Source organism: Phenylobacterium sp., from assembly GCF_036723115.1.
Lineage (GTDB): Bacteria > Pseudomonadota > Alphaproteobacteria > Caulobacterales > Caulobacteraceae > Phenylobacterium.
Genome location: NZ_DAIMHV010000130.1, coordinates 1 through 7,465 on the forward strand (window position 1 = coordinate 1; position 7,465 = coordinate 7,465).

Sequence of the window (7,465 nt, forward strand, 5' to 3'; positions counted from 1 at the left end):
GCGGGGGCGGCGGCGGCGGAGCAGCGGCCGGCGCCGAGAAGGCGTAGCGCAGACCCACGGTCACCGACTGGTCGCTGTACTGGCCGGTGAAGACGCCCGGCTGCAGGTTGGCGCTGCCCGCCGAGGCGAAGTCCAGATCCGTGCCGCCCAGATAGCGGTAGGTCAGGTCGACGTTCAGGCGCTCGCTGGCCTGCCAGGCGAGACCGGCCAGGACCTGATAGGCCAGGGCGGTGTCGTCGTCGTCGATCCGGAGGTTCTGGATGGCGGGGTTGGTGGCGCTCAGGGTCCCCGGAACGTTGGAGAACTGACCGGCCACGTCCATGCGGACGTGATTGATGCCGACGCCGGCGCCGATGAACGGATTGATGGCCGCGCCCGGAGCGAAGTCATAAATGACATTGCCCATCAGGGTCCAGGCTTCGATGTCGCCGGTGGGCGAACCGCAGGTGGACGCCGTGGCCGTGCGCACCACGCCGGGGGTGCAGAGACCCAGGATGGCGTTGTTGGCGCCGCCGCGAACCGAGCTGATGTCGCCGGGGCGATAGCCGCCCTCGAGCTCCACGCGCCAGTTCGGGTTCAGACGGTAGCCCAGACGGGCGAAGCCGGCCCAGTCGTCGTCCTGGTTGAAGTTCCAGGTGTAGAGGGAGCCGCCCGGGGCGGTGTTCGAGGAGTCAGCGTCGAAGCTGTCCGGCCAGTGATAGCCGAGGTCCATCGCCCCGTACCAGCCGCTGTCTTGCGCAGAAGCGCCGGACGCGGCGAACACCGCGGCCATGGCGGCGCCCGCCAGGAGTTTAAATTTCATATTTGAGCCCTCTCATGCCCTCTGCTGCGGCCAAATGACCCAGCAGCGTTTATATCAAGACCAAACGGTTACGAAAGTGGCGCCCAGGCAACACTCATGCGTAATCACCGGCCAATTGGTGGAATTTGCGAGAACTTCTAGGTCGACCCCTCCCCTATTGACCCTCGACCGAGGCATTCGCCCCCAAGGTGGACGGGGAAGAGTCTCTCGCCGCTCTTTCCCACACCGGTCGATAATCTTCTACCCACTCGCTGCGGCGGGTCCCTAGGACCTTCGCAACGTCATGTCGGTCGCGGAGCTGCCTCCAGGCGCCCCGACATCGGCCACTCAACGCCGTCACAAGGCCCAGGTTCCCCAGGTTAGGCGCGCGCCGCCATTTTTTTTTCGCGCGTGGGCGGACGGCCAGGGCGGCCTGGACGATGAGGGTCGCTCCGGCGGCGGCCCGCGCCAAACGGAATCACCTGCAGGTGGAGCGCCTCACCGTCGCTCCCGGGTGCGGCGCAGGCGGCCCCCCAGGGCGTCGGGCCGGTTGAGTTCACGCCGGAATTCGTCACGCCGTTCGTGGATGGAGGCGATCACCAGCCCCATGGGCGCGCCGATCTCCACCAGCACCGTCTCGGAAAGCTGCAGGCTGGCCTCCACCGTCTCGGGCACGGCGTCGGTGACGCCGAGGTCGTAGAGCCGCTTGGCGTGCCGGGCGTCCCGCGCCCGGGCCACGATGGTCAGGTCCGGCCTCTCCTGCCGCGCCACGGCGACCACCGATTCCACCCCTTCCGGATCATCCATGGTCACCACCAGGGCGCCCACCTCCGCCAGACCGCATCGCCGCAGGAACTCCCCCCGGGCGGCGTCGCCGAAGAAGCAGTTGCGGCCCGCCCGCCGGGCCTGGTCCACCAGCCGGGCGTCCCGCTCGGCGGCCACCCAGCTCACCTCGTGGCGCGACAGCATGTCCCCCACCAGCTGGCCCACGCGGCCATAGCCCACCACCAGCACCCGCGGCGCGGCCAGGTCCGGCGCGGCGGCGGGCCGCTCCTGAGGGCTCGGCGGCGGTTCTCGCCCGGCCAGCCTCTGACCCAACCAGGCGAGCAGGGGCACGAAGGCCATGGTCAGGGTCGCGGCGACCACCACCATCTGGCCGACACCCGTGGGCACGACGCCCAGCCCCATGGCCTGGTCGAGGATGACGAAGGCGAACTCCCCGCCCGCAGCCAGGGGCAGGGCGATCTCGGCGGCGGCGGGGACCGGGAAGCGCATCAGCCGGGCGAGCAGGAAGAGAACAGCCCCCTTGACCAACACCAGGGCGAGGGCGAGGCCCAGCACCTCCACCGGCCGCGCCGCCAGCAGGGAGAGGTTGAGGCCGATGCCGACGGAGAGAAAGAAAAGGCCGAGCAGGAGGCCCTTGAACGGCTCGATGGTCACCTCGACCTGGTGGCGGAACTCGGTCTCGGCCAGCAGCAGCCCGGCCACGAAGGCGCCAAGCGCCATGGACAGGCCCGTGAGGGCGCTGATCATGCCCGCCCCGATGACCACCAGCAGGGAGGCGGCCATGAAAAGCTCCTCGCTCTTGGCGCGGGCCACAGAGCGCAGGAGGGGCCGCAGGAGCAGTCGGCCGACCAGGACGATCCCCACGAGGCCGGCCATGGCCGGGGCGAAGGCCAGAAGGTGGCGGGGGGAGAGGTCCTCGCCGCCGCTGGCCCCCAGCATGGCCAGGGTGACCAGGATCGGCGCCACCGCCAGGTCCTGGAACAGCAGCACCGAAAAGGTGGCGCGCCCGGCGTTGGAGTGCTGCCGACGCTGCTCGATGAGCACCGGCATGACGATGGCGGTGGACGACAGGGCCAGGGCCGCGCCGATCGCCAGCGCCGAGACCGGCGGCAGGCCCAGCAGGAGGGCGACGCCGGCGATGGCCACCAGGCTGACCCCCACCTGGGCGGCGCCCAGGCCGAAGACCATGCGCCGCATGAGGCGCAACCGCTCCCACGACAGCTCAAGCCCGATCATGAACAGGAGGAAGACCACCCCCAGCTCAGCGAGCTGGGCGATCTCCTCAGGATCGCCGACCGTGAAATAGGCGATCCAGGGCGCGAACTCCGCAAGGGCGCCCAGGCCGAACGGTCCCAGGGCCACGCCGGCCAGCAGGAAGCCCAGGATCGGACTGATCCGCCAGCGGCGGAACAGCGGCACGATGACGCCCGCCGTCGCCAGAAAGAGCACAATGTCCTTGTAGCCCTCGGCCGACCCGTGTGCGTCCATCGACTCCCCCGCAAACCCCGCCGAGACCCTAGGACAAGGCGAGCCCCCGCGCGAGGGGCGAGCCTGCGCGGCGCCGTTGACTTGGAAGGGGTCGCTCTCCTTTATGCGCCCATATTTTAGATATGGGAGGATGCCCGATGGAGGTTTGGAATTATGCCAACCTGTGGGAGGCGGTCGCGGCCGCAACGCCGGATCGTCCGGCTCTGATCCACGGCGAGCGGGTGATCAACTGGGGCGAATTCGACGCCCGCGCCAATGCGCTGGCCCGGGGGCTGGTGGCGGCGGGCCTGAGCCATCAGTCCAAGGTGGCCGCCTATCTTTATAACGCGCCGGAATACATCGAGACCTACTACGCGGCCTTCAAGGCGGGCCTGGCGCCGTTCAACACCAACTATCGCTACAGCGGCGACGAGCTGGTCTATCTGTTCGACAACGCCGACGCCGAGGCTGTCGTCTTCCACGCCTCCTTCGCCGAGACCGCGGCCTCGGTCCGCGGACGCCTGCCCAAGGTGAAGATCTGGGTCGCCGTCCCCGAAGAGGGCCATCCGGTCCCCGACTGGGCGGTGAGCTATGACGACCTGGCCGCCGGCGACCCGTCGGCCTTCCAGGCGCCCTGGGGACGTTCGGCCGACGATCTGCTGCTGATGTACACGGGCGGCACCACCGGCATGCCCAAGGGCGTGATGTGGCGCCAGGAGGACCTGTTCAAGGGTCTCGGCGGCGGCGCCAACCTGCTGCTCGGCCTGCCCCCCCTGGAAACCTGCGCCGAGGCCGGCGAACGGGCCCGCGCCAATGCGGCGGCCGGCGCCGAGCAGTCCATCACCATTCCCGTGGCGCCCCTGATGCACGCCACCGGCCAGTTCATCTCCTTCGGCCAGCTGGTGGGCGGCGGCGCCGTCGCCACCCTGCCCTCGCGCAAGTTCGATCCCGCGACCCTGTTCGACGAGGTGGAGCGCCTGGGCGTCAGCGGGCTGATTATCGTGGGCCTGGCCTTCGCCGCGCCCATGCTCGAATGCCTGGAGGCCCATCCCGGCCGCTGGACCATGCCCAGCCTGAAGCGGATCGTCTCTTCGGGCACCATGTGGTCGGCGGAGAACAAGCAGGGTCTGCTGAAGCACCTGCCGCACATCATGCTCATGGACAGCCTGGGCTCATCCGAGGCCCTGGGGCTGGCCTCCTCGGCTTCGGGCGGCGGCGTCTCGGCGGCCACCGCCAAGTTCACCGCGGGTCCCAATGCGGCGGTGTTCACCGAAGACGGCCGGCGGGTGGCCGCAGGTTCGGGCGAGCGCGGCCTGGTGGCCGTGGGCGGCCACACCCCCCTCGGCTACTACAAGGACGAGGAAAAGACCGCCAAGACCTTCCGGATCTTCGAAGGCAAGCGCTGGTCGGTGCCCGGCGACTGGGCCACGGTGGAGGCCGATGGCAACATCACCCTCCTGGGCCGCGGCAGTCAGGTAATCAACACCGGCGGCGAGAAGGTCTTCCCCGAGGAAGTCGAAGAGGCGCTCAAGCGGTTCGCCGGCGTGCGCGACGCCGCCGTGGTCGGCCTGCCCGACCCGCGGTTCGGCGAGCGCATCTGCGCGGTGGTCGACTTCCAGGGCGACACCCCCCCGAGCCTCGCCGACCTGCAGGCGCATGTGAAAAGTCTGCTGGCGGACTACAAGGTCCCCCGCGAACTGGTCCTGGCCGAGGTGGTTCGGGCGCCCAACGGCAAGCTCGACTACAAGGGCGTCCGCGCCCAGGCCCAGGCCGCCCTTGGGGTCAAGGCCTAACAAAATTGTAATGAGCCTTCGAAGGCTGGGGCGGGGCATGGTCGCGCCATCCCAGACCTTTGAAGGCTGATGACCCTATGAAATCCCTCTGGTTCGGCGCCGCTGCGGCGGCCGCCCTGCTTTCCGCCGCCCTGCCCGCGGCCGCTCAATCGGCGCCTGGCGACCGCCAGCTGCACATGTTCCACCTCCATGCCGATGAGGCCGGCGAGTCCCATGGCGGCGCCCAGCGCATGGGCGCCTGGGGCTTCGACCTGGACGGCATGAACCGGACGATCCGTCCGGGCGACGACTTCTTCGCCTATGCCAACGGCGCTTATGTGGACGCCCTGGAAATCCCCGCCGACCGCTCGCGCTTCGGCGTGTTCGACGCGCTCAACGAGCTTTCCATCGACCGGATGCACGCCGTTCTGGAGCGTTCCGCCGCAGATCCGCAGGCCCAGGGCGACACCCGGCTGATCGCCGACTTCTATCGCAGCTACATGGACCAGGCCCGCGCCGAGGCCCTGGGAGCTGAGCCCCTGGCGGCCGATCTCGCCGCCGTGCGCCAGACCACCGACCACGCGTCCCTGGCCCGGCTGATGGGCCAGAACATGAAGGGCTTCGGCGGCTCATTCTTCTCGGCCTATGTGTATGACGACGCCAAGTCGCCGGATCGCTACACGGTCTATTTCGGCCAGGCCGGCCTGGGCATGCCCGATCGCGACTATTATCTGGAAGAGCGCTTCTCCGCCCAGAAGGAGAAGTACCAGGCCTATGTGGCCCAGCTTCTGTCCCTGGTGGGCTGGCCCGAGCCTGAGGCCCGGGCCGCCGACATCCTGGCCATGGAGACCAGGATCGCTCAGGTCTCCTGGACCCGCGCCGAACGCCGCGACGACGACAAGACCTACAATCCCTACACCCTGGCCGAACTGCAGGCCTTCGCGCCGGCCTTCCCCTGGCAGGCTTTCGCCGAAGGCGCCGACCTTGGCGGCGTCCCGAAGATCGTGGCCTCGGAGAACACCGCCTTCCCCAAGATCGCGGAAATCTTCCAGGAGACGCCCGTGGAGGTTCACCAGGCCTGGGCCGCCTACACCCTGGCCGACCAGGCGGCCCCCTATCTCTCCAACGCCTTCGTCCAGGCCCATCACGAGTTCCGGGAAAAGACCCTGTCGGGCCAGCCGGAACAACGCCCCCGCTGGAAGCGGGCGGTGAGCGCTGTGGACAGCAATGTGGGCGAGGCCCTGGGGCGGCTCTATGTGGCCGAGTACTTCCCGCCCGAGAGCAAGGCCAAGATGGACGCCCTGGTGGCCGACGTGAAGACGGCCATGCGCGGCCGGATCGAGCGTCTGACCTGGATGGGCGATGAAACCAAGGCCAAGGCCCTGGAGAAGCTCTCCAAGTTCACCGTCAAGATCGGCTATCCCGAGGAATGGCGCGACTATGGCGGCCTGGAGATCCGGGCCGACGACCTCTATGGCAATATCGAGCGGGCCGCGGCCTTCGACTGGGCCTTCCGCGTGGGCCGACTGGACCAGCCGGTGGACCCCAACGAGTGGGGTATGACCCCGCCCACGGTGAACGCCTATTACAGCCCCACCAAGAACCAGATCGTCTTCCCGGCCGCCATCCTGCAGCCGCCCTTCTTCGATCCCGAGGCGGATCCGGCCATCAACTATGGCGCCATCGGCGGGGTGATCGGTCACGAGATCACCCATGGCTTCGACGACCAGGGGCGCAAGTCCGACGGCGACGGGCGGCTGGCCGATTGGTGGACCGCGCAGGACGCCGAGCGGTTCATGGAGCAGGCCCGCAAGCTGGGCGCCCAGTATTCGGCCATCGAGCCCCTGCCGGGCCTGCGGATCAATGGCGACCTCTCCATGGGCGAGAACATCGCCGACCTGGGGGGCCTGCTGCTGGGGCTGGACGCCTATCGCCTGTCCCTGCAGGGCCAGGAGGCGCCGGTCATCGACGGCTTCTCCGGCGAACAGCGGGTCTTCCTGGGCTGGGCCCAGGTGTGGCGGGGCAAGTACCGCGAGGACGCCCTTCGCCGGCAGCTGGTCACGGGCCCCCATTCCCCCGGCGAGTACCGGGTCAATGTCCCGATCACCAATATCGACGCCTGGTACGAGGCCTACGAGGTGCAGCCGGAGAACCGGATGTACGTGGCGCCGGACGACCGCGTCCGCATCTGGTAGGCGGCCATCACCATGAGGCCCTGGAGCGCGCCGGAAACCCCGGCGCGCTTTTTTTGACTCTTTCGCCAGTTTTTTGACGGGTGCGCAAAGAAAAAGCCCGCTGCGGGGGATAATCGCAGCGGGCCGGTTCTTTGATCGAGCTGTCGCTCTGTTTTTAGAGGGCGTTTCCTCCCCGAAACGCCGGAGACTTCAGACTTGTGTCGCCGTCATGTCTCTCGCCTGATGACAAAACGGCAATTCCCCGTGGGAGTCAATGCGCCAATTCGGCGTTTCCGGCGGAAAAGGCGATCACTCTCGCGAGAGCAACCGCTTGGACACCCTGGGATTGCGTTATTTTTGACTCACTTATCAATTTTTGACAGGGCGGCCTGAAGCGCGGCCATTCCGGGCGATTCCGTTTCAAACAGGAAATCCGGCCGCGTCGCCGCCACGGGTCCCAGCCCCGCCCCCGCCAGGGCCAGCCC

At 68.4% G+C, this 7,465-nt stretch carries 4 protein-coding genes; 2 read left to right on the forward strand and 2 right to left on the reverse strand.

Annotated features, from left to right (window positions below; translation table 11 throughout):
• Both V7D28_RS12130 and V7D28_RS12135 read right to left on the reverse strand, forming a co-directional pair.
• Window positions 1-802: outer membrane protein (locus V7D28_RS12130; RefSeq protein ID WP_333587641.1), on the reverse strand; the 802-nt coding region annotated here is incomplete at its 3' end.
• 477 nt (window positions 803-1,279) lie between these two features.
• On the reverse strand, window positions 1,280-3,055 hold the full coding sequence (locus V7D28_RS12135) for a cation:proton antiporter domain-containing protein (protein WP_333587642.1): 1,776 nt from the start codon (window positions 3,053-3,055) through the stop codon (window positions 1,280-1,282).
• 137 nt (window positions 3,056-3,192) lie between these two features.
• Here V7D28_RS12135 and V7D28_RS12140 point away from each other — a divergent pair, with 137 nt between their 5' ends.
• Together V7D28_RS12140 and V7D28_RS12145 are read left to right on the forward strand one after the other, a co-directional pair.
• Window positions 3,193-4,827: an AMP-binding protein gene (locus V7D28_RS12140; protein ID WP_333587643.1), complete on the forward strand. Its 1,635-nt coding sequence runs from the start codon at window positions 3,193-3,195 to the stop codon at window positions 4,825-4,827.
• A gap of 77 nt (window positions 4,828-4,904) precedes the next feature.
• A complete protein-coding gene (locus tag V7D28_RS12145) occupies window positions 4,905-7,001 on the forward strand; it encodes a M13 family metallopeptidase (protein WP_333587644.1) in 2,097 nt (698 codons plus the stop codon).
• Window positions 7,002-7,465 lie beyond the last annotated feature (464 nt).

What these genes read in the sequence shown, in the direction of transcription:
- V7D28_RS12140 (WP_333587643.1), top strand. Translation starts at nt 3,193, where the DNA reads ATGGAGGTTTGGAATTATGCCAACCTGTGGGAGGCGGTCGCGGCCGCA.
- V7D28_RS12145 (WP_333587644.1), top strand. Translation starts at nt 4,905, where the DNA reads ATGAAATCCCTCTGGTTCGGCGCCGCTGCGGCGGCCGCCCTGCTTTCC.
- V7D28_RS12135 (WP_333587642.1), bottom strand. Translation starts at nt 3,055, where the DNA reads ATGGACGCACACGGGTCGGCCGAGGGCTACAAGGACATTGTGCTCTTT.